Here is a 21,091-nt window from a genome sequence, read left to right on the forward strand (position 1 = left end):
ATGATCCACTTCGTGCCGCGTGACAACGTCGTGCAGCACGCCGAGATCCGCCGCATGACGGTCATCGAGTACGACCCGAAGGCGAAGCAGGCCGATGAGTACCGTGCCCTGGCCCGCAAGGTCCTGGAGAACAAGAAGCTCGTCGTGCCGACCCCGATCTCCATGGAAGACCTCGAAGACCTGCTGATGGAGTTCGGCATCATGGAGCCGGAAGACGAGACCATCGTCGGCCAGACCGCCGCCCAGCTCGAGGGCTGATGTGGTACGCGGAGGTGCGTGCCCGCCGGCGGCACCTCCGCACTCCCGATTCGTTCATTGCGCGGCGCCACGGATTAGTGGGCCGGCGTGAGGAGTGTAGTTATGACGACTTTGACGCGTGAAGAGACTGAGAGCCTGATCCGCGAGGTGCTCGAAGTCTATCCGGATAAGGCCAAGAAGGATCGTGCCAAGCATTTGGCGGTCAACGATCAGAGCATCGAGCAATCGAAGAAGTGCATTACTTCCAACCGCAAGTCGCTGCCCGGCGTGATGACCATCCGCGGCTGCGCCTACGCAGGTTCGAAGGGTGTGGTGTGGGGTCCGATCAAGGACATGATCCACATTTCCCACGGCCCGGTCGGCTGTGGCCAGTACTCGCGTGCCGGTCGTCGTAACTACTACGTCGGTGTCACCGGCGTGAACACCTTCGGCGACATGAACTTCACCTCGGACTTCCAGGAGAAGGACATCGTCTTCGGTGGTGACAAGAAGCTCGCCAAGCTCATCGAAGAAATCGAAACACTGTTCCCGCTGGCCAAGGGCATCTCCGTGCAGTCCGAGTGCCCGATCGGTCTGATCGGCGACGACATCGAAGCGGTCTCGAAGAAAGCTTCCGCGGCGATCGGCAAGCCGGTCGTGCCGGTGCGCTGCGAAGGCTTCCGCGGCGTCTCCCAGTCGCTCGGCCACCACATTGCCAATGACGCGATCCGCGACTGGGTCATCGGCAACCGTGACGGCCAGCCGTTCGAATCGACCCCGTACGACGTGGCGATCATCGGCGACTACAACATCGGTGGTGATGCCTGGTCTTCGCGCATCCTGCTCGAAGAAATGGGCCTGCGCGTGGTCGCGCAGTGGTCCGGCGACGGCACCCTCTCGGAAATGGAGCTGACCCCGAAGGTCAAGCTCAACCTCGTCCACTGCTACCGCTCGATGAACTACATCTCGCGGCACATGGAAGAGAAGTACAACATTCCGTGGATCGAATATAACTTCTTCGGCCCGACCAAGATCGCCGAGTCGCTGCGCAAGATCGCCGCGCACTTCGACGACACGATCAAGGAAGGCGCCGAGCGCGTCATCGAGAAGTACAAGGCGGAGTACGAGGCGGTCATCGCCAAGTACCGTCCGCGCCTCGAAGGCAAGCGCGTGATGCTGTACGTCGGCGGTCTGCGCCCGCGTCACGTCATCGGCGCTTACGAGGATCTGGGCATGGAAGTGGTCGGCACGGGCTACGAGTTCGCGCACAACGACGACTACGACCGCACGATCAAGGAAATGGGCAACGCGACGCTGCTCTATGACGACGTCACCGGCTTCGAGTTCGAGGAGTTCGTCAAGCGCGTGAAGCCGGACCTGGTCGGTTCCGGCATCAAGGAGAAGTACATCTTCCAGAAGATGGGCGTCCCCTTCCGCCAGATGCACTCCTGGGACTACTCCGGTCCGTACCACGGCTACGACGGCTTCGCCATCTTCGCCCGTGACATGGACATGACGATCAACAACCCGTGCTGGGCCGCGCTGAAGGCCCCGTGGGCCAAGGCCGCCTGAGTCTCAGATCGTGTCCGCGGCCGGCTGAGGCCGGCCGCAAACCCCAGATTCGCATTCCCTTCGAGTCCGGTATCCGCGGATTGGCGGTGCCGGCGAGGATAAAGTCATGAGCCAGATCGTCGACGACATCAAGCCCTGCTTCCCCTTGTTCCGTCAGGACGAGTACAAGGAAATGCTTGCGCGCAAGCAGGAGCAGTTCGAAGAGCGCACCCCGCAGGACAAGATCGATGAGACCTACCTGTGGACGACGACGCAGGAATATCAGGAACTGAATTTCAAGCGCGAAGCGCTGACCGTCAACCCGGCCAAGGCCTGCCAGCCGCTCGGCGCCGTGCTCTGCGCGCTCGGCTTCGAGAAGACCATGCCGTACGTGCACGGCTCTCAGGGTTGCGTCGCCTACTTCCGCACCTACTTCAACCGTCACTTCAAGGAGCCGGTCTCCTGCGTGTCCGACTCGATGACGGAAGACGCGGCGGTGTTCGGCGGCCAGAAGAACATGTTCGACGGTCTGGAAAACGCCAAGGCGATGTACCAGCCGGACATCATCGCCGTGTCGACCACCTGCATGGCCGAGGTCATCGGTGACGACCTCAACGCCTTCATCAACAACGCGAAGAAGGCCGGTCACGTACCGCAGGAGTTCCCGACGCCGTTCGCGCACACCCCGAGCTTCGTCGGCAGCCACACCACGGGCTGGGACAACATGTTCGAGGGCATGCAGCGCTTCTTCACGCTGAACTCGATGGAAGACAAGGTCGTCGGCAGCAACGGCAAGCTCAACTTCGTGCCGGGCTTCGAGACCTATCTCGGTAACTACCGCGTCATCAAGCGCATGATGAAGGAGATGGGCGTCGAGGCGACGCTGTTGTCCGATCCTTCCGAAGTGCTCGACACCCCGGCTGACGGCACCTTCCGCATGTACTCGGGCGGTACCACCCAGGCTGAGATCAAGGATGCGCCGAACGCGTTCAGCACCATCCTGATGCAGCCGTTCCAGCTGGAAAAGACCCGGAAGTTCGCCGAGAACGTCTGGAAGCACGAAGTTCCGAAGACCAACATCCCGATGGGTCTGAAGTGGACCGACGAGTTCCTGATGGCGATCTCCGAGATCACCGGCAAGGCGATTCCCGCCTCGCTGGAGCTGGAGCGCGGCCGTCTCGTCGACATGATGACCGACTCCCACTCCTGGCTGCACGGCAAGAAGTTCGCCATCTACGGCGATCCGGACTTCGTCATCGGCATGGTCCACTTCCTGCTCGAAGTGGGCGCCGAGCCGACCCACATCCTGGCGAACAACGGCAACAAGCGTTGGGCGAAGGCGGTGCAGAAGGTTCTCGACAGCTCGCCGTACGGCAAGTCTGGCAAGGTCTATGCCGGTTGCGACCTGTGGCACATGCGCTCGCTGTGCTGCACGGACAAGCCGGACTTCCTGATCGGCAACTCCTACGGCAAGTTCATCCAGCGTGACACCGGCCACAAGGGCAAGGAGTTCGAGGTGCCGCTGATCCGCATCGGCTTCCCGATCTTCGATCGTCACCACCTGCACCGCATGACGACCCTCGGCTACGAAGGCGCCATGTATCTGCTGACCACGCTGGTCAACGCGGTCCTCGAAAAGCTCGACGACGAAACCCGCGGCATGGGTACCACGGACTACAACTACGACCTCGTCCGCTAACCCGACCCGAGCCCGGACGGATGACGTCCGGGCCCTGCACTGGGCGGCGGGGCGGTGGATACCGACCCGCTTCGCCGTGTGCTGCGTTCAGCGCCTACTGCAAGTCGCCACCTTCAGTCCGGAGAAACCGAGATGGCTAACGTAATGATTCGACGCGGGGCAGACGGCGGACTCGTCTTCTATCTGGCCAAGAAAGACCTGGAAGAGCAGATCGAGTCGCTGGAGTTCGACCAACCGGATCGTTGGGGCGGCGAGCTGAAGCTGCACGACGGTCAGGTCTGGCACGTCGAGCCGCTGAACGAAGCCCCGCGTCTGCCGATCACCGTACGTGCCCGTCGGCTCGTCGGCAGTGACGACTGATCTGTGAACCGGCCCGTGCGGCCGGACGTGCAAGAACACTAGATTCGAGGGTTTTCTGTCATGGCCATGAAAATTGTCGCGATGGAGTGCATCGCCTGCGGTGACTGCAAGCCGGTGTGCCCGACCAAGTCGATCAGCGAGAAGGGCGGCATCTTCAAGATCGATAAAGCCACCTGCACCGAGTGTGAAGGTGATTTCGACGAGCCGAAGTGCGTCGAAGTCTGTCCGGTCGACGGCTGCATCGTTCAGATCGCGGCCTGAGGTTTTTGCTCCATGCGGGCGTTCGCGTCCGTCACCAAAGCGCCTCCCCGGTCACGTACAGTGGGTCAGGGGAGGCGATGGCGCGCCCGCTTGGTCATGGCTTGAACGCTCACCACCTGCATGGGGAGGAGCAAGCAATGTCTGCCGATAGCGAACGAGAAGTCGCCCTGCGCATCGGGCTTGCCGCGCGCACGATCGAGGGCATCGATATTCGGGAGTTCGTCGGGGCTCTGGCCACATATCTTGGCGTGCCGCTGACGCCCGAAAAACTGGCGAAGATCACCGTCGACGATTTGCACAAACTGCTCAAGGGTGACGATGCCCACGACGAGGACGCCGACCGCCTGGGGCTGAAACAGGCCGTGCGCTACCTGTGGGGGCAGGACATCGCCGATGACGGCGCTCCGCAGGCCGAAGCGTATTGCGAAGGCGAGATGCCGGGCTCGCTGCGGGTGGCCGTGGCCTCGAACAGCGGTGAGCAGCTCGATGGTCATTTCGGCAGTTGCGCGCGTTTCCTGATCTATCAGGTCTCGCCGACCGCGATGAAGCTGGTCGGCAGCCGGGCCACACGCGGCGCCGATGCCGAGGAAGATCGCAACGCTGCACGGGCCGCGCTGCTCGAAGGCTGCCAGTTGCTGTACGTGCAGTCGATTGGTGGTCCGGCCGCGGCGAAAGTCGTGCGTGCCGGGGTGCACCCGATCAAAGTGCCGGCCGGTGGCGCAGGCCGTGAGGTGCTGATCCGTCTGCAGCAGGCCCTGCAGGCGCCGCCGCCGTGGCTGGCGCGGGTGATGGGCGTCGAAGCCCAGTCGCTGGCGCGCTTCGGTGCCGAGGAAGAAGCGTCATGAGCGGTGTACCAATCACCGGGGAACTGCTCAAGCGGCTGCACGTGGCGATTGTGGATGACGGTCGAATCGACGACGATTTACCCGCGCGCCTGTGGGGGAGTTTTCCCGGACTGCGGATTACGCATTGCAGCGAAGACGATGTCTCGCCGCGTGCCAAACCCTGGAGTGAGGAGGCGGGCTGGAAGCTGTTCCTGGTGGGCGGAGATCACTGCCTGGGGCTCGTCGGTGCACCCGAGATGGCCTGCGGCGTTCTGATCGCCGAGGTCGTTGAGGACGACGAGGACTGAAGACGTGCCTCCGGCCCTCATCCGGCAGGGACCGGTCTGCAAGTCGCCGCAGGGCGTGCGACATGAGGCGCGTGCACCGTCCGCCTGAGGCGGGCGTGCGCGCGTGACCAGAATAGAATCTGCCGCATGTCCCGCGAGGCAGCGGCCCTTGCCGGAATTTTCTTCATGAGCCAAGTCCGATTCGACCCACGCGGTTTGGCGCCAGCGCTGAGCGCGGCGTGTGCCGAGTGCGCACCCCGCCCGCATCACGGTGCCTTGTCCGCCGCACTTGATGCGATCGACCCCGCATTGCGCTTCAAGCTCGTACGCGAGAAGCATGGCTGGTTTCGCCCGGGCGGCGTGGTGGACGCGCGTGGCGGGCGGGTCGCCGATGATCTCGAAACTTGGGCTGAAGCCGAATGGGACGCCTGTCATGGTGATGGTGGCGAGTTCGCTGATCGCCATGCCGGTTTGTGGACCACCAAGCTGGATGGCAAGACCCTGTGGTTGACAGCAAGTTATGGCAGCGGTCCGACCGAGTTCGTGCAGGTCGAGATCGAAGAGCTGCGCGAAGTTCGTGACCGGCCGCTGGTCGACCCCGAGGAGCCGCCAGCCGAACTGGCCGCCATCATCGAGCCGCTGGAAATGCGCAAGTACGAGCCGCTGGCGCTGGGGCCGGCGCACTACGCGTTGCGCAACGTGGTCGATGGTGTGGCTTTCTTTGCTGCTCTGCGCGTGGGGGACAACCCGCTGCGACCGGTCGAGCGCTTCGTGGCTGACTGGGTTGCGAGCAGTGCCCGCACGCATGCGCTGAGTGAGCACTGGGTGTTTGATTTCCATGAGCGCAAAGGGGCGTTCGGCGCCTGTCAGCTCGATGCGCGGCCGCTGCCGGCCGGCAGGAAGCTGGTCGAGCCGTTTGCCGGCGCCGGGTTGTCGGGCAGCGGACTGGCAACGGCCTTGCAGCGTTACGACCGCAGCCGCGGTTATCCCTTCGCCTGGTTCTTTGCGCTGGTCACGCACACCGAGGTGCCGCTGTCGATCGCCGAAACCATCGTGCAGGACCATGACGGCGAGTACCGCTATCTGCCCGAAACGGATCTGCTCATCGTCCGCCAATGGGTTGCGACCCCGTACAGCTGTTGAGGGCAGCGGCGGGAGATTTGTTCAAGCCACTCACAGTCCGGCTCCGTACCGGTGGCAGCCTTTGCTCGGGGGGGCGGCGGTTCTCGCCGGCACGGGCCGGACTGTGCGGTGGCCCCTTTATTTCGGGCTGAGAGCGTTTGGGCGGATGTGACACACGCGCCGCACTGTCGGCTTTGTCGTGAATCCTACAAGCGCTTTATCGGTTAATCGCGTTTTTTATCAATGTGTTATTGAGTGGCACGCGGCTTGAAAGGCAGGTTTGAAAACACCCGCAGGGGGAACCGCCATGAAGCCAGCCGAAGTCGCCCAGTTGCTCGACGAGCCAGCCTGCTCGCACAACAAGAAATCGAAGTCCGGTTGCGCCCGTCCGAAGCCTGGGGCTTCCGCCGGTGGCTGTGCCTTCGACGGCGCACAGATCGCCCTGCTGCCGATCGCTGATGTCGCGCACATCGTGCATGGTCCGATCGCCTGCGCTGGCAGTTCCTGGGATAACCGCGGCACCCGCTCTTCAGGGCCGACGCTGTACCGCATCGGCATGACCACCGACCTGACCGAGCAGGACGTGATCATGGGGCGCAGCGAGAAGCGCCTGTTTCACGCGATCCGGCAGGCGGTCGAGAGTTACGCGCCACCGGCAGTGTTCGTCTACAACACCTGCGTGCCGGCGCTGATCGGCGACGACATCGAGGCGATCTGCAAGGCGTCGAGCGAGCGTCTGGGGGTGCCGGTCGTGCCGGTCGACTCCGCCGGTTTCTACGGTACCAAGAACCTCGGCAACCGCATCGCCGGCGAGGCGATGGTCAAGTATGTCGCCGGTACCGGCGAGCGCCCGCCACTCAATCCCGAGGCGCTGGCCGATGCCCAGGCGCGTGGCATCCAGCGCATCCATGACGTCAACCTGATCGGCGAATACAACATTGCCGGCGAGTTCTGGCACGTCGCGCCGCTGTTCGATGAGCTTGGTCTGCGCATCATCTGCACGCTCTCCGGCGATGGTCGCTACGAAGACATCGCAGCGATGCATCACGCCGAAGTCAACATGATGGTGTGCTCGAAGGCGATGCTGAACGTCGCCCGCAAGCTGGAGGATCGTTTCGGTACGCCGTGGTTCGAAGGCAGTTTCTACGGCATTACCGATACCTCGCAGGCGCTGCGCCAGTTCGCCCGCATCATCGATGACCCGGACCTGACCGCCCGCACCGAGGCGTTGATCGAGCGCGAGGAAGCGAAGATCCGCGCGCAGCTGCAGCCCTGGCGCGAGCGCCTGGGCGGCAAGCGTGTGCTGCTCTACACCGGCGGCGTCAAGAGCTGGTCGGTGGTGTCCGCGCTGCAGGATCTGGGGATGAGCGTGGTTGCCACCGGCACCAACAAGTCCACGGAAGAAGACAAGGAGCGCATCCGCGAGCTGATGGGCCCCGATGCGCGCATGGTCAACGACGGTTCGCCGCGGGCGCTGCTCAACACCGTCAAGGAACTGCAGGCCGACATTCTCATTGCCGGCGGTCGCAATCTCTACACCGCACTGAAAGCGCGCCTGCCATTCCTCGATATCAATCAGGAGCGCGAGTTCGGCTATGCCGGCTACACCGGCATGCTCGAACTGGTCAAGCAGCTGGCACTGACATTGGAATCGCCGGTATGGGCGCAGGCGCGCTCGGCGGCGCCGTGGGCCGCGCCGAAGCCGGCGGCCGCACCGGCGCCGCTCGATCCGGAAGATCTGCCGATGCCGCTCGATGACAGCGCCGAGTTCAGTTTCGGCAACAGCGCCGTGGCCTGAGGAGTTGCCGATGACTACCGATACCCCCGAAATCCTCAAGCGCAAGAAGGCGCTGTCGGTCAGCCCGCTGAAGGCCAGCGCCCCGATGGGGGCGGCACTCGCCTTTCTTGGCATCAACCGTTCGATGCCGATGCTGCATGGCTCGCAGGGCTGCACCGCGTTCGCCAAGGTGTTCTTCGTACGCCACTTCCGTGAGCCGATCCCGCTGCAGACCTCGGCGATGGATCAGGTCAGCACGGTGATGAGTGCCGACCCCAACGTCATCGAAGGCCTGCTGGCGATCTGCAACAAGCAGAAGCCGGACATGATCGGCGTGCCGACCACCGGGCTTTCGGAAACGCAGGGCGTCGACATCAACCGGCTGGTCAAGGACTTCCGCACCGAACATCCGGAGTTCAACCACATTGCCGTCGTGCCGGTGAATACCCCGGACTTCACCGGCTGCCTGGAGTCCGGCTACGCGCTTGCGGTCAAGGCGATGATCGAATGGCTGGTGCCGGAAGACACCTCACGTGTCGGTCGCCGACCGCGTCAGCTCAACATCCTCGCCGGCTCGCTGCTGACACCGGGTGACATCGAGCACCTCAAGGAGCTGTGTGAAGCGTTCCGTCTCGACCCGGTGGTGCTGCCCGATCTCGGCGACTCGCTGGATGGTCACCTGACCGACGAAGATTTCACCCCGTTTACGCTCGGCGGCACGCCGGTTTCGGCGTTCCAGAGCCTCGGCGATGCTGCGGCGACGCTCGTTGTCGGTCGCTCGCTGAATCCCGCAGCCGATCTGTTGCGGACCCGTACCGGCGTGCCGGATTACCGCTTCGACAGCTTGATGGGGCTGGCCGAAAACGATCGCCTGATCGGACTGCTGACAAAGATCTCCGGGCGGCCGGTGCCGGCGAAGTTCGAGCGTCAGCGCGCGCAGCTGCAGGATGCCCTGGTCGACTGCCACTTCATGACCGGGCTGTCGCGTATCGCTGTCGCCGCTGACCCGGATCTGCTCTATGCGCTGTCGACGCTGGTGGCGTCGCTCGGCGGCGAGGTGGTGGCGGCGGTCGCCCCGGCCCGCGGGCCGGTGCTCGATGCCGTTCCGGCGGGCCAGGTGCAGATCGGCGACCTGGAAGACCTCGAACACCTTGCGAGTACGGCGCACGCCGAATTGCTGATCGGCAATTCGCACGCCGTTGAATCGGCGCAGCGGCTCGGCGTACCGATGCTGCGCGCCGGCTTCCCTCAGTACGACCTGATTGGTGGCTACCAGAAAACCTGGATCGGCTACCGCGGTACCCGCCAGATCGTGTTCGACCTCGCCAACCTGCTGCTGCAACGGACAGAACATGAAATCAGACCCTACGTCTCGATCCATGCCAGTGCGCAACGTCGTGCGGCCGCAGCGCGTGCTGCGGCTAGCCACGCGCACCACTGAGGCCGCCACCATGGAAGCACGTGTTGCATTCACCACGACCGATCGCAAGCACGTCGACCAGCATTTTGGCTCGGCGACCGGCTTCGCCATCTACGTCGTGACGCCGGAGTCCGCACGCCTCGAAGGCATCGCGGAATTCGCTCCAGCGGCGATGGACGGCGAGGAGGGCAAGCTCGCTGCCCGCATCGAACTGCTCGCCGGCTGTGCCGCGGTGTACTGCCAGGCGGTTGGTGCCTCGGCGGTGCAGCAGTTGCTGGCGGCCGGCGTGCAGCCGATGCGCGTGGAGTCCGGCTCGGCGATCGATGGCCTGCTCCGCGAGTTTCAGGCCGACTGGCGCACGGCGCCGCCACCGTGGCTGCAGAAATACCTGCGCCGCGGCAATGCCAGCGATGCCCGTTTCGATGCCTTCGCCGAAGAGGGCTGGGACGAATGAACATCGTGTCCGGTGTCGTCACCCGCCAGACCGAGTCCGGTGCCGTCGTGCGCGTGTCGCGGGCTAGCGCCTGCGGCAGCTGCAAGCAGGCGAGCGGCTGCGCGGTGACGAAGCTCGGTGCGCTGGCCGGCCCCGGCGAAATGGACGTGCTCGTCGGCTGCATCACACCGCTGGCCCCGGGCAGCCAGGTCGCGCTCGAACTCGATCCCAACACCTTGCTGCGCGCGGCGGCGCTCGCCTATGGCCTGCCGCTGCTGACCGCGCTCACCGGGCTCGGCCTTGCGGCGGCGCTGGACGCGCAGGCGAGCGGGCAGGGCGCTGGCCTGTGCGCCGGACTCGTCGCCGGTCTGTTCGCCGCCCGTTGGCTCGCTGCCCGCAGCCGCAGCGGATTTGCCCCGCAACTTTCCCTGCCTCACCAATCGACCCCCGACTCAGACGGAGAATTTCGATGACGCTCGTCACCCTGAGCCCTGCCGGCGAACAGGCCCCGGCCCCTGAATACAAACCGACCGCCTTCCTCAAGGAACTGGTCAAGCAGATGCACGCCATCGACAGTTACGGCACTTACGAGGGCTGGCCCGACGAGCGCGTGCTGGCCCCGTTCATTGTCACCAAGGAACAGCGCCGGCAGATTCCGGTGGTCGGTGATCCCGACGAAGAAACGCTGGCCCGCGTCAAGGTGCTCTACAACGGCGTCGCCGCGATGATCGAGCAGAACTGCGGCCTGATGGCCGTGCCGATGGCCAATCTGTCGCATGAGGGCTTCGGCCGCGCGCTGATTACCGTCGGCAAGCTGGTCGTCGTCGACCGCACGCTGCGCGACGTGCACCGCTTCGGCTTCGAGAGCTTCGAGAAGCTGGATGCCGAGGGCAACAAGCTGCTGACCCCGGCGCTGGCACTGATCGAGAAATTCCGCGAAGTCGCCGAGGCTTGAGCGGGGAGCAAGACAATGAGCGATGAAGACCTGAAAGCCCTCGAAAAAGAGGTGCGCAAGCTCAAGCGGCTGTCCCAGGAGCAGGCCTCGATCCTTCACGATCTGGTCGAAGACCGGTTGCCCGCGGGCTACGAGGATCTGCCGGGCATCGCCCAGCAGTGTTACGACGTGTGCAAGGCGTGGGCGGAGGCCAGTGCGCGCCTCGAAGCCGCGCAGAAGGTGGCCTCATGAGCGACGTGATCGTTGGCCGTACCCGTGGCGGTAGCGAGTGGACGCCGGCTTTCGTCGTCGACCTCAACCAGAAGACCTGCATCGGCTGCGGTCGCTGCTTCAAGGTCTGCCCGCGTGATGTGTTCGATCTGGTCGAACGCGAGGAAGACGAGCTCGACGAGGATCTCGATGAAGACCAGATGATGGTCATGTCGATCAAGGATGCGATGGACTGCATCGGCTGTGGCGCCTGTTTCCGCGTCTGCCCGAAAGGTTGCCATACGCATCAGGCGATGCCCGTCTGAGCACATGCTGAACCCGACCCGCACGCGTGCGCGCGACGCGGCGCTGGTGGTCCACATCCAGGCTACCAGTGCCCGCCTGCGTTTTCTCTGCTGGCCACACGGCATGTTGCTCGATGTGCCGCCTGGCGAGCGGGCATGTCCTGCGGATACGCTGGTGCGCCGCTGTGCGGGGCTGCTCGGCCTGCCGCCGGCGCAGGTGGTGGTCGATCCGAGCTTTCGTGTCGACTACCGCCCGCTGCGGCGCAGCCACATACGGATCTGGTTACTGCAGCTGAAAACCCTCGACCCGCCTTTCGTCTCCGCCGCAACCGCCGGCGGCTGCTTCGTCGATTTGCTCGAAGCGCGCCGCTTCGATCGTCACCTGCTCGAAGTGCTGAGTGCGGCGTACGCGCACATCCTCGGCTGAGGCGTCAGCAGGCGCGGTCTATAAACGATGCAAACTGCGTTTGGGCTGTTTGAGTCAGGCTGGCGCAGCGTTCATGAATTTACGCTGCGGTACCTCCGTTGCTTCCAAGGCGCATCAGCTTGAGGCCCTGCCTGCACCAAGCGCTGGCAGCATAAAAAAAGCCGGCTTGTATAAGCCGGCTTTTTTCTAAAAATGGTGGTGGGAGGTTGTCCGGTGCAAAAACTGCCCATTGAGCTTAAGAGTAATGGGGCGGGCATCTGCGGGCTCGTGAGGGCTCGTCAGCGGGAGAGCAGTTCCACATACGCCTGGTAGCTGTAGACGCGGTTCTTCTTCTGCCCGGTGAGCTCGGCCAGGATGCCGAGATCCTCCAGCAGATTGACGGCGGCGTTGGCCGTGGGAAACGTCGTCTCCAGCCGCTGGCGAACGTGCTCGACGCTGAAGCGCGGCATCATCGGCAGCAGTTCGAACAGGCGGTAGCTGATCGGCCCCGCCTTGGGGGGCGCCAGTAGTCGCTTGCGGTCGGCCGTGATCAGGCTGGCCACGTCGATGATGCTGCGCTCGGCAGCTGCGCACGCCGCAGCCACGCCCTCCAGGAAGCAGGTCGGTCAGCAAATCGGCCACTTGCTGCGCTGGTGGCGGCACGAAGGCGGCATTGCCCGGTCGCGTGCCGCCGATCCAGTTCTGGGAGCGGTGCAGTTCGCCAGGCTGTTTGCCGGCGCCGCGCGCCCCATCGAGCAGCAGCCGATGGGCTTCGCACAGCAGGCGAACGCTGATCGGCAAGCCCTGCGGGTCGCGCAGCTGCCCCTGCACCCAGCGGGAGGCGCGGGGGTAGTTGGTGACCTCCTCGACATCGTCGGTGTTGCTGACCTTCAGGCCAGCCTCTTCGTCGAACAGATCGGTGAGCGTGGCCTGGATGCCCTCGATCTGCGAGGTGAGCAGCGCTTCCTTGCGGATCGCGCTGTAGAGCAGCTATTCCACCGACGGGACCAGGCTCGACACCCCGGCCAGGCGCGCCAGCGCCAGTTCGGCCTGCCGGTTCAGGTCGATGAAGCAGGTTGGCGCCAGTGGCGGATCGGCCGGGGGCAGCGGTCGCGGCACGAAGGCACGGACCGACTCACCCAGCGTGGTCGTGGTGGTGTAGGTGCCGGTGGTTCGTGGCATTGAAAGCGCGCTTTGATTCCTCGCCATCAATTAACACACGCTTTATTTTGATGCCCCAGTATCAAAGTGTGCTTTCATAAGGCGCCGCCTCGGCTTCGATCCGATACCCCATCGCCCGGTAGCCGTGCTGGCGCTTGTCCCACATCCGCAGCAAGGCCGGATGGTCGGTGTCCACAAAGTCGATGATCCGCACGTCGGTCTTGCTGGCGTGTTCCCGGTGCAGACGCCCAGCGTATTGCTGCAGCGTACCCTTCCAAGACACCGGCATGGCGAGCAGCAGCGCGTCCAGTGGCGGGTGGTCGAAGCCCTCGCCGACCAGCTTGCCCGTCGACAGGAGCACACGCGGCGCGTTGGGCGGCAGCGCGTCAAGCCGGACGATGAGGTCAGCCCGCTGCTTCTTCGACATCCGGCCATGCAGCACGAAGGGCGACGGCTCCAGGCTGCCGAGGGCTGCATTGATGGCGTCGAGGTGTGCAGTGCGCTCGGTCAGGACCAGCACTTTCCGGCGCTCCGCGAAGGCATCGCGCACCTCAGCGGCAATGGCTTCGGTCCTGGCCCGATCGTTGGCGAGATGTCGGAAGACGTCCTGGGCGCCAGCATCCGGCGCCAGATCGATCCGGGCATGGCGAAAGCGCGGCACCACCTCCAGGTTGTGCGGTGCCCCGGCCGGCGTAGCCGCCTTGTGGCGGATCGGCCCACACTGCATGAAGATGATCGGCTGCTGCCCGTCGCGTCGGATTGGAGTCGCCGTCAGGCCCAGTACGTACTTCGCCTTGGTCCGCTTGAGGATCGCGCCGAAGGAGACGGCGCCGACGTGGTGGCACTCGTCGACGATCACGTGGCTGTAGTCCTCGACCAGCGGGTTCACCTCGCCCTGGCGGGACAAGGACTTCATCACGGCGATGTCGATCCTCCCGGTGGGTTTGGCCTTGCCGCCGCCGATGGCGCCGACCACACCCTTGCCGACGCCCAGAAACGCCTGCAGCCGCTCCTGCCACTGCTTGAGCAGTTCCGTACGATGCACCAGCACCAGGGTGTTGACACCCCGGCGCGCGATCATCGCCGCCGTCGTCACTGTCTTGCCGAAGGCGGTCGGTGCACACAGCACCCCGGCATCAAGGGGCAGCATCGCCGCAACGGCGGCTTCCTGGTCGGGACGCAGGCTGTCGACGAAAGACACGTTCAGCGGCTGGCCGCCAACGCGTTCGTCTCTCAGGTCGCAGGCGATGCCGCTCTCGCGCAGCAGTGACAGGGCGGTATCCAGACACCCTCGGGGCAGCGCGATGTGCTGGGGGTAGTTCTCGGCGCAGCCGATGACACGCGGCTTGTCCCACACCGATATCCGCATCGCCTGCGCTTTGTAGAACTCGGGGTTCTGGAACGCTGCCAGTTGGATCAGGCGGTTGGCCAGCGCCTGCGGCAGTTTGGCCTTCTCGAAATAGATCAAGTTGGCCAGCGTCACGCTCAGGGACTTCGGCATCGGCCCGGGCAGCTTCTTGGTCAAAGTGCTCTCGCGCTTCCACGGCGTGGCCAAGTCTTCGTCGTCGATGAAGGTGACGTCCAGCGGATGGACGCCACCGGTAGCCCGCAGGATGCTCGGCTCGATGTCGTGCGCGGCCATCGGCTGGATGGAGTCCAGGAACGCCCACTGGTCCGGGTAGGGGTGCAGCTCAGAGTCGACGAACACGCTGTTGCCTCTCTCCCGCGGGCCCTTTTGCAGCGGCAAAGCGATCAGGTTGCCAAAACCGCCCTTGGGCATCGTGTCCTGGTTCGGAAACAGCCGGTCGTAGGACGTGAGCCGGAGCTGCCGCGTGCGCGTGCAGGTGTGGCTGATGATGGCAGTGCCCAACCGCCGCGCATCACGTGCCGACACCCGACCGGCGAAGAACACCTAGGCATGGGCGCCCTGACCGGAGCGCGAAATCTCCAGCGCCGCCGGCACGCCCAGCTCCGCGCACGACTGCATGAACGCCCGCGCATCGTCCCGCCATTCGGCCTCGTCGAAGTCGACGGCCAGGAAGTAGCAGCTGTCGTCCTCCATCAGCGGATACACCCCGACCGTGTGATCGCCGGCCAGGTGCTTGTAGATCACGGCGTCCGACAGCGGGATGAGCAGGCGATGGCCGCAGTCGCCGCACTTGATGCGCGGCTTCTCGCACACGCCGGCGCGCCACTCATTCGCGCAGGCCGGCGCGTAGCCCGACTTGCCGGTGGTCTTGCTTTCCCATCGAACGGGGAACACGTCGGTGCGGCCACGGAACAGACGTCGGAAGAGTGCGACCTTTTCGTCGGTGGACCGTCTCGACGACTCGATGGACGATGGGGAGGGCTGCTGGCGCGCACGCCATTCGATGCCGTGCGATTCGAGCAGCGCGATCAGGCGGGAGTTCTCGGCGCGCAACGCCGACAGTTCATCGCCGTCGGCCATCGTGCCTGCGCTCATGAATTGGGGCACCTGCCGGATTGATGCAGAACGTGTCATGCCACTTAAAGTTGCGCCTCAGACGGGCCATCCGGCCGGGCAATCGCCGGCTTTCGATGTCCCGCCGAAAACCAGACATCAAGGCTGCCGTCGGTAGGAAGGACCAGCTCGCGCTCGTCCAAGCAGAACGGCAGCACCCATAGCCGCAAGCCCTTGGACTTCAGGAAGTCGAACACGGGCAGCGCCCGGTCGAAGGCATCCGTCCTCGGAAAGATCAGCACCACGTCTCCCTGGCCATCGAGGTAGCTCTGGCCATAGGCGTGCAGCTGATAGAAGTCGCCCTGATCCAGTCCGTACTTGTCGCCACCCGTCGCCTTCCTGTCGTCGAGCAGCTTCCATTTCGTGTCGAGCACCAAGCGGTTCTTGCCTGCTTCCTGGACAAGCAGATCCGGCTTCAGGCGAAACCAATCCTGCTCCAGATGCCGGACCAGCGAGAAGCTGCGTGCCTGCGTTCGCAGCGCGAGCGGGTGCACCAGCTGTCGAGCGAGATGCTTGGCGACGTAGGCCTCGAACACCGCCTCCATCGGAAACAGCAGTGACGGTGCCCGATGACCGCCCGCCCCGGTGAGCGGCGATTCATCTCCCAAGATGAGCCTTGCCCATGCCAGGGCATCGGCGTAGTGCCCCATACCGCGATCCAGCCGAACCCTGGAGAAGTCCACGGCTGGTCGTTCCGACTGCGGCACCTCGGCGAACACAAAGCACAACTCACGCGCGAGTTGCTGATGCGCCTGCGCCGCCGTCCACGACAGGGCGCGCCGAAGCGCTGCGTGCAGCAGCCGGTTCTCGGGCCGGTTGGTCGAGAACTCGTCGAACTCAGCAAAGAAGCGATCCTGTCGGCAAAGGTTCTGCCGCAGGTGCATGGCCATCTGCAGCTTGCCGCGCAGCGCGAAGACGTTGTCCTGCCGCAAGCGATAGTCGCTGCGCAGGCTTCGCTTGACGATGTGCTCCACGGCGCGCAGGAACTCGCCAATAAACACCTCCAGCAAGGGCATGTGCGTGGCCACGAGCTTGGCGCTGTCGGTCTGGACGTGCCGAAACCCGCCCAGACAGCGCAGCATCTCGACCAGCAGCCGGCGAGCCTGTGCATCACCACCGCCGATCGACTTGCCGACCTTGGGCAGCACCTCGATCTGGAAGCCATCCGGGGCGCGGATCACTCCGACAAAGCTGGTGACCTGAACGGCCCTGCGGCCGCGGCGCTGCGTGACACGAACCCACGCCGATTCGCCCGCCTCGGCAGCACGCAGCGCCTGCGATTCCAGCCAGGCGAAGACGCTGGGCGGCACCGAGTGCAATCCACCGGCATCGGGCGCGCCGGGCGCCATCGCCACCAGCGCCTCGAACTCGTAGATCGTGATGCCGGCCATACGCCCGCCTCGACCCTCAGGCGGTCGCCTGGTAGATCGCCATGTACGCCAGCGGCTGCGAAAACGCCGATTCCTGCAGGCTGTACCGCCGCTTGGTGGCGTAGCTGTCGAGCCCGTGGTCATTGCCGAACAGGGTGGACAGGTCCTGCTCGTGGTCAACGCTCTCGCGGATGAATTGGATCGCCGGGTCGCGCTTCTGGTTGTCTGCCAGCACCAGACGAATCTTGCGCCAGTCTTCGAAGAAGTATTCCTCCAGCAGCGGCATGATGCGGTGGCGGAACGTGGTGGCCAGGACTTCGAACCGGGCCGGACCGTCTTCACCAGCTGCAAGGCCCATGAAGTAGGCGTGGCCGATGCAGTGGTCGCGGTCGTACAGCGCCTCGATGCGCTCGTTCATCCGCTGCAGCAGCAGGCGAACATCGATTACTCCGGCGTCCGTCGTCACCACCAGCGCGGCCAGTGGCGCACTGTCCGGGTGAGCGGGATCCTTCTCGGCGCGCGTGTCGGGCATCAGCGGCACGAACTCGAAACGGCGACGCAGGGCAGTGTCCAGCAAGGCGAGTGAGCGATCCGCCGTGTTCATCGTGCCGACGATGTCCACGTTGGCGGGTACGGAAAATTTCTCACCCGAATAGGCCAAGGTCACTTCCGCAGGCGGGGCGCTGCCATCGAGTGGATCGCGCTTGTCGGCCTCAACCAGCGTGATCAGCTCGCCGAAGATCTTGCTGATGTTGCCCCGGTTGATTTCGTCGATCACCATTGCGAACCGCTGATCGGGCGACTGCCGCGCCTTGCGGCACAGCTCTTTGAACACGCCCGGGCGAATCTCGTAGGCCACTTCGCCTACCTCCGCCTCGCCGGTCAGTACTGGTCGCAAGCCCTCAATAAACTCCTCATAGCCGTAGGACTGGTGGAAGGTAACGAAGCTGTAGCGCTGGACGGCAGCGGTGTCCTGGGGTCCGTTCCTGAGTTGATCGATGAGTGCGGTCAGATCCACACAGGTCTCTTGCCAGTCCCCCGCGAAGTGCCACACTGAGTCCGCCGTCTTATCGAAAATGGCGGGGCTGAGCCTGAGCTTGGCATTGACCGTGGTGGATTCAAGCACCGTGTGGTGCTGAAGCGTGCCCCACAGAGTCTGCTTGATTCCATCGGTACGTCCCTTGGCACCAACGATGGCCTGGATGAACGGATGCTCCGCCATATCGGGTACCTTCGCCTGGCCGCCCAACTCATACAGGGCGGCTGCGGCACCTTCCCACCATTTCAGAGCGGCGATCTTCTCGGCGATCATCTGGCTGCGCCATTCGTCCGAAGAGATCGATGTTGCTGACTGCACGTAGTCGCGTTTGAGCAGCCGGGTCAGCGTGTACGTCTTGCCGGTTCCCGGTGGGCCGTAATAGATGCGATTGACGCAGGTGGCTACTGGCTCGCTGATGGCAACCGCTGGGGTTGCGGCGCTTGGCGCCAGAGACGGCACGGCGCCGCTGCCAAGGCTGGCAGCGTCAATGGGCTCCCCGGCCAGTGCCGCCAGTTCCGCCAGGTCCGTCGCGAAGTAGGGCTTGAGCAGCGTAGATTCGAACTCTGGTAGATCGTGCGCGCCCACCTGCCAGAAGGTCGAGTTGCCCTGCGAAGACCACATCTTGGAATTGGCCGTGTAGCGATCGGTGCGCTGGGCGGTCTTCAACACGCGGTAGCTGCGCTGCAACCATCCATCGCCTTTCGTGCAGGGCACTGCTTCGGAGGTGAACTGGCCGATCAACTGCGGACTGTTGCCGTGGCACAGGTAGAACAGCGCGCCGACGGGAGCTTCGGCGAAGTCCTTGCCTTGTTTGCCCTTCTGCTGCGCGCCGGGACCTGGTGCATTGGTGTTGCGGTCCATGACTGCCAAGCTGTTACTGCGGTACTTCTGCCGCTCAGGCTCGGTGAATGGATTGCCGTGCGAGAGCTTCCAGATCGCCAGATTCTTCTGGCTCCATGCATCCCAGACCTGCCGCCCGAATTCCAGAATGCCGAGGTCGGCTGGCCGCTTGGCCAGCGTTGCCTTCTGCAGCGCCGCCATGCTCTGGCTTGCGGTGCCGCCGACGTACACGGCCAGCGGCGCCCGCTTGAAAATGTCGACGATCACCGGCGTCTGCCGGTCTTGGTAGTGGAAGGCGATCTTCCACTTGAAAGCCTCGCCCAAGTGATCGAAGGCCTCGATGCCGGCCAAGTCGCCTTGCGCTGCGAGCTCTGCCACCTGGCAAACGTACCCGCGCACCTTTGTGAAGGCTTCCTCGGCCGAAGCGCCGAGGGACGAATACCAGCCGTGGGTGTCGGAGTAGCTCAGCTTGGCGTCGGACTTCTTGTCCTCGGTGTCTTTGCGCGAGAACACACCGAACTTGAACGACGATCCGCCCCAGATGCTGCCCATCTCGTCGAGTCGGGACTCGATCCAGTATGTGAAGCTGTTTTTCGACCCGGCCTGGCTGTAATCGTCCAGCGTCATCGTGGCCAGCCGCGTGCGCGGCCAGACTGCGAGGAACTCATCCCAAAGGGCGTACTGCTGTTGGAAGTCGCTCAATTCAGTCTCTCCTCATGCAGGTATCCCGTTCGGCGTCATGAACACTTTGTGCAATAAGCTCGCTACCAGCGACGCGTGCGGCGAGGCCAGCAAACGCCAGGCGGGGTCGCGGTCGCGCAGGGTGGAGAGGGCGGCGTGGTCCATGGACGTCAGCTATACCCGCTAGCAGCGGGCAGTTGCGAAGTCGAGGCTCATTTCGCGGCCGACCCTAACTGAAAGTGCTCTTCCAGCGCTGCAACCAGCTTCGTCTTGAGATCCAGCGTGTCATCGAAGCGCACTTGCTGCCAGTGACGCAGGTTGAATCCGATGGCCGCGTCGTTCTGGATCTGGTTGTTGTCCGCCAGCAGGATGAAGTTGTCTTGCTCTGCAGTGCGACCCTGGTTCAGACCCATCAGAAAGCCGACCTCGTGGTACACGTTCTTGTTGCCCTGTGTCAGGTCGGCAATCAGCAAGCCGCAGCCGTTGACGACCTTCAGGATCTCGTCGGCAATCGTGTAGCTGTGGCCCTTGTTCACGTGGTCGATGCGTACGGGCGTCAGTGCCAGATCGGCTTGGAGCCGTGCTTGGTATTGACCGCATCGATGGCTTCTTTGATGGCCTTGTAGACCGGCTCCTCGCCGGCCGGCGTGCCAAACTGCATCGAGACGAACACCTCACGGCTGCGAGCAGACAGCACGCTTTCGAACACCTCCACCAGGCTGGCAGCATCCACGGCCTGCGTGCGGCCCAGGTGGTCGTGGTATCCCAAGCCACGGGTGGTAGCAGGGGCCAGACGATCGATGCGGTTGCTCTCGATCCATCGGGTGAACGCGGGCAGTTGCCCCCCGTCATTCTTGAGCGCGAAGTACACGAAGGCCGTCAGCACGCCGTGACAGGCGGACACTCCAGGCACGGCGTGAGCGAGACGAGGCCTACAGCCGGTCCGAGGAGCTGCGCCGCAAAGCCTCAGAGCTGGAGCACATGCACAACAGCCTGCGAAGGACCGTCGAGGCTCCGGCCCGTATGGACGAGGCCAAGCAAACGATTGCCCACCTGTGCAGCGAGCGTGCGGCGCTGCGCGACGAGGCAGCGAAGACCGAAGCCCTGATCGCCAAGCTGCAGCGTCGGGTCGAGGACCTGGAGCAGCGTATCGCCCGCGAGACGCAGGCCGCCAGCCGGTCCATGGTGGATGCGGACGGCGAGTTCGTGATGCCCGAAGCCTTGACCCGCCTGGACGTGGAGCTTCGCGCCACGCTGGCCGAGCGGCAGAGCCGGCTGACCGAACTGCAGGGCGAACTGGAGCTGATCCAGGACCAGGTGAGAGACGCGCAGCGAACCTACGGCAGCGCCCGCGCGGCCGTAGCAGAGATCGAGCTGTAGGAGCAACTGCCGAACTGGCTGGAGGTCATTGCACTGGCGGCCCTGATCGCATCCAGCGATGTGCGCAAGTACGTCATCGAGATCCCGCGTGAGGTCGCCGAGGCCGCCCGCGCGAAGCTGGCTGCGGACATGCCGAGGGCCTGACACCTGAAGTGGAAGGGCGAGCGGCGGGCAGACGGGGCATATCCGCCGCTCGCCCCGGTCTGGCCTCCGATCGTTCAGTCAGACCGCTCCTGCCCATGCCCGTACGGCCCACCGGCGCCCAGCGCGAACGGCATTGCGCCAAGCCGGCTCCCTCAACCCGCGGAGAGA

The 21,091-nt window shown here is 64.3% G+C and carries 21 protein-coding genes and 3 pseudogenes; 17 read left to right on the forward strand and 7 right to left on the reverse strand.

Annotation, left to right across the window (positions count from 1 at the left end; genetic code table 11):
• From nifH to C7443_RS16850, 16 genes and pseudogenes are all read left to right on the forward strand, one after another.
• Nucleotides 1-258, forward strand: a pseudogene (gene nifH, locus C7443_RS16775) (nitrogenase reductase); the annotation flags it as partial.
• Nucleotides 259-360: 102 nt separating this feature from the next.
• Nucleotides 361-1,809 carry a nitrogenase molybdenum-iron protein alpha chain gene (nifD, locus tag C7443_RS16780; protein ID WP_110019777.1) on the forward strand — a complete coding sequence of 483 codons (1,449 nt, stop codon included), beginning with the start codon at nucleotides 361-363 and terminating at the stop codon, nucleotides 1,807-1,809.
• A 106-nt stretch (nucleotides 1,810-1,915) separates the two neighbouring features.
• Nucleotides 1,916-3,487, forward strand: coding sequence for a nitrogenase molybdenum-iron protein subunit beta (nifK, locus tag C7443_RS16785; RefSeq protein ID WP_110019778.1), 1,572 nt, complete (start codon nucleotides 1,916-1,918; stop codon nucleotides 3,485-3,487).
• A 132-nt stretch (nucleotides 3,488-3,619) separates the two neighbouring features.
• Nucleotides 3,620-3,847 (forward strand): putative nitrogen fixation protein NifT, encoded by a 228-nt coding sequence (gene nifT / locus C7443_RS16790; protein WP_110019780.1) that lies wholly within the window; start codon nucleotides 3,620-3,622, stop codon nucleotides 3,845-3,847.
• 60 nt (nucleotides 3,848-3,907) lie between these two features.
• A complete protein-coding gene (locus C7443_RS16795; RefSeq protein ID WP_110019782.1) occupies nucleotides 3,908-4,108 on the forward strand; it encodes a 4Fe-4S dicluster domain-containing protein in 201 nt (66 codons plus the stop codon).
• Between the two features lie 137 nt (nucleotides 4,109-4,245).
• On the forward strand, nucleotides 4,246-4,953 hold the full coding sequence (locus C7443_RS16800) for a dinitrogenase iron-molybdenum cofactor biosynthesis protein (RefSeq protein ID WP_110019784.1): 708 nt from the start codon (nucleotides 4,246-4,248) through the stop codon (nucleotides 4,951-4,953).
• Nucleotides 4,950-5,240 carry a DUF6129 family protein gene (locus C7443_RS16805; RefSeq protein ID WP_110019785.1) on the forward strand — a complete coding sequence of 97 codons (291 nt, stop codon included), beginning with the start codon at nucleotides 4,950-4,952 and terminating at the stop codon, nucleotides 5,238-5,240. The genes C7443_RS16800 and C7443_RS16805 overlap by 4 nt, the downstream gene beginning before the upstream one ends.
• Nucleotides 5,241-5,405: 165 nt before the next feature.
• On the forward strand, nucleotides 5,406-6,362 hold the full coding sequence (locus C7443_RS16810; protein ID WP_146213329.1) for a hypothetical protein: 957 nt from the start codon (nucleotides 5,406-5,408) through the stop codon (nucleotides 6,360-6,362).
• 286 nt (nucleotides 6,363-6,648) lie between these two features.
• Entirely contained in the window at nucleotides 6,649-8,139 is a 1,491-nt protein-coding gene (nifE, locus tag C7443_RS16815; protein ID WP_110019789.1) for a nitrogenase iron-molybdenum cofactor biosynthesis protein NifE, read from the forward strand.
• A gap of 10 nt (nucleotides 8,140-8,149) precedes the next feature.
• On the forward strand, nucleotides 8,150-9,559 hold the full coding sequence (nifN, locus tag C7443_RS16820) for a nitrogenase iron-molybdenum cofactor biosynthesis protein NifN (RefSeq protein WP_110019790.1): 1,410 nt from the start codon (nucleotides 8,150-8,152) through the stop codon (nucleotides 9,557-9,559).
• Between the two features lie 10 nt (nucleotides 9,560-9,569).
• Entirely contained in the window at nucleotides 9,570-9,992 is a 423-nt protein-coding gene (locus C7443_RS16825) for a NifB/NifX family molybdenum-iron cluster-binding protein (protein ID WP_110020003.1), read from the forward strand.
• Nucleotides 9,989-10,444, forward strand: a complete 456-nt coding sequence (locus C7443_RS16830; RefSeq protein WP_110019792.1) for a SoxR reducing system RseC family protein — start codon at nucleotides 9,989-9,991, stop codon at nucleotides 10,442-10,444. Before C7443_RS16825 ends, C7443_RS16830 begins: the two co-directional genes overlap by 4 nt.
• Nucleotides 10,441-10,926 (forward strand): NifX-associated nitrogen fixation protein, encoded by a 486-nt coding sequence (locus tag C7443_RS16835; RefSeq protein WP_110019794.1) that lies wholly within the window; start codon nucleotides 10,441-10,443, stop codon nucleotides 10,924-10,926. Before C7443_RS16830 ends, C7443_RS16835 begins: the two co-directional genes overlap by 4 nt.
• Nucleotides 10,927-10,941: 15 nt before the next feature.
• The gene (locus C7443_RS16840) at nucleotides 10,942-11,157 is read left to right on the forward strand and encodes a CCE_0567 family metalloprotein (protein ID WP_110019796.1); all 216 of its coding nucleotides are present in this window, start codon (nucleotides 10,942-10,944) and stop codon (nucleotides 11,155-11,157) included.
• Nucleotides 11,154-11,441 (forward strand): ferredoxin III, nif-specific, encoded by a 288-nt coding sequence (gene fdxB / locus C7443_RS16845; protein ID WP_110019798.1) that lies wholly within the window; start codon nucleotides 11,154-11,156, stop codon nucleotides 11,439-11,441. The genes C7443_RS16840 and fdxB overlap by 4 nt, the downstream gene beginning before the upstream one ends.
• A gap of 4 nt (nucleotides 11,442-11,445) precedes the next feature.
• A complete protein-coding gene (locus C7443_RS16850; protein WP_110019800.1) occupies nucleotides 11,446-11,847 on the forward strand; it encodes a hypothetical protein in 402 nt (133 codons plus the stop codon).
• Nucleotides 11,848-12,125: 278 nt separating this feature from the next.
• On the opposite strand, the pseudogene C7443_RS16855 reads toward C7443_RS16850, so the two are convergent.
• The 7 genes and pseudogenes from C7443_RS16855 to C7443_RS16885 all read right to left on the reverse strand — a co-directional run bounded on the left by C7443_RS16855 (nucleotide 12,126) and on the right by C7443_RS16885 (nucleotide 20,303).
• Nucleotides 12,126-13,008: pseudogene (locus C7443_RS16855) on the reverse strand (Fic family protein).
• Nucleotides 13,009-13,069: 61 nt separating this feature from the next.
• Nucleotides 13,070-15,436: pseudogene (locus C7443_RS16860) on the reverse strand (TOTE conflict system archaeo-eukaryotic primase domain-containing protein).
• 59 nt (nucleotides 15,437-15,495) lie between these two features.
• Nucleotides 15,496-16,860, reverse strand: a complete 1,365-nt coding sequence (locus C7443_RS16865) for an McrC family protein (RefSeq protein WP_110019801.1) — start codon at nucleotides 16,858-16,860, stop codon at nucleotides 15,496-15,498.
• Nucleotides 16,861-16,876: 16 nt separating this feature from the next.
• The gene (locus C7443_RS16870) at nucleotides 16,877-19,420 is read right to left on the reverse strand and encodes an AAA family ATPase (protein WP_246004696.1); all 2,544 of its coding nucleotides are present in this window, start codon (nucleotides 19,418-19,420) and stop codon (nucleotides 16,877-16,879) included.
• Between the two features lie 12 nt (nucleotides 19,421-19,432).
• Nucleotides 19,433-19,564: a DUF3375 family protein gene (locus C7443_RS16875; RefSeq protein ID WP_110019803.1), complete on the reverse strand. Its 132-nt coding sequence runs from the start codon at nucleotides 19,562-19,564 to the stop codon at nucleotides 19,433-19,435.
• A gap of 47 nt (nucleotides 19,565-19,611) precedes the next feature.
• Nucleotides 19,612-19,935 (reverse strand): hypothetical protein, encoded by a 324-nt coding sequence (locus tag C7443_RS16880; RefSeq protein ID WP_110019805.1) that lies wholly within the window; start codon nucleotides 19,933-19,935, stop codon nucleotides 19,612-19,614.
• Nucleotides 19,936-19,955: 20 nt separating this feature from the next.
• The gene (locus C7443_RS16885) at nucleotides 19,956-20,303 is read right to left on the reverse strand and encodes a hypothetical protein (protein ID WP_146213330.1); all 348 of its coding nucleotides are present in this window, start codon (nucleotides 20,301-20,303) and stop codon (nucleotides 19,956-19,958) included.
• Between the two features lie 77 nt (nucleotides 20,304-20,380).
• Here C7443_RS16885 and C7443_RS16890 point away from each other — a divergent pair, with 77 nt between their 5' ends.
• Complete coding sequence (locus C7443_RS16890) at nucleotides 20,381-20,779, forward strand: DUF342 domain-containing protein (protein ID WP_146213331.1); 399 nt, start codon at nucleotides 20,381-20,383, stop codon at nucleotides 20,777-20,779.
• Nucleotides 20,780-21,091 lie beyond the last annotated feature (312 nt).

Origin of the sequence: Plasticicumulans acidivorans, from assembly GCF_003182095.1 — a bacterium.
Taxonomy (GTDB): domain Bacteria; phylum Pseudomonadota; class Gammaproteobacteria; order Competibacterales; family Competibacteraceae; genus Plasticicumulans; species Plasticicumulans acidivorans.